1 rRNA gene is annotated in these 217 nt (G+C 49.3%); it reads left to right on the plus strand.

The window, feature by feature from the left end:
- Window positions 1-217, plus strand: a 16S ribosomal RNA gene (locus tag APS80_RS10475); the annotation flags it as partial.

The raw sequence follows: 217 nt of genomic DNA on the forward strand, positions 1-217 counted from the left end.
GTGAGATGTTGGGTTAAGTCCCGCAACGAGCGCAACCCTTAAGCTTAGTTGCCATCATTCAGTTGGGCACTCTAAGTTGACTGCCGGTGACAAACCGGAGGAAGGTGGAGATGACGTCAAATCATCATGCCCCTTATGATTTGGGCTACACACGTGCTACAATGGACAATACAAAGGGCAGCGAAACCGCGAGGTCAAGCAAATCCCATAAAGTTGT

The organism is Staphylococcus auricularis (assembly GCF_001500315.1).
GTDB classification, from domain to species: Bacteria; Bacillota; Bacilli; order Staphylococcales; family Staphylococcaceae; genus Staphylococcus; species Staphylococcus auricularis.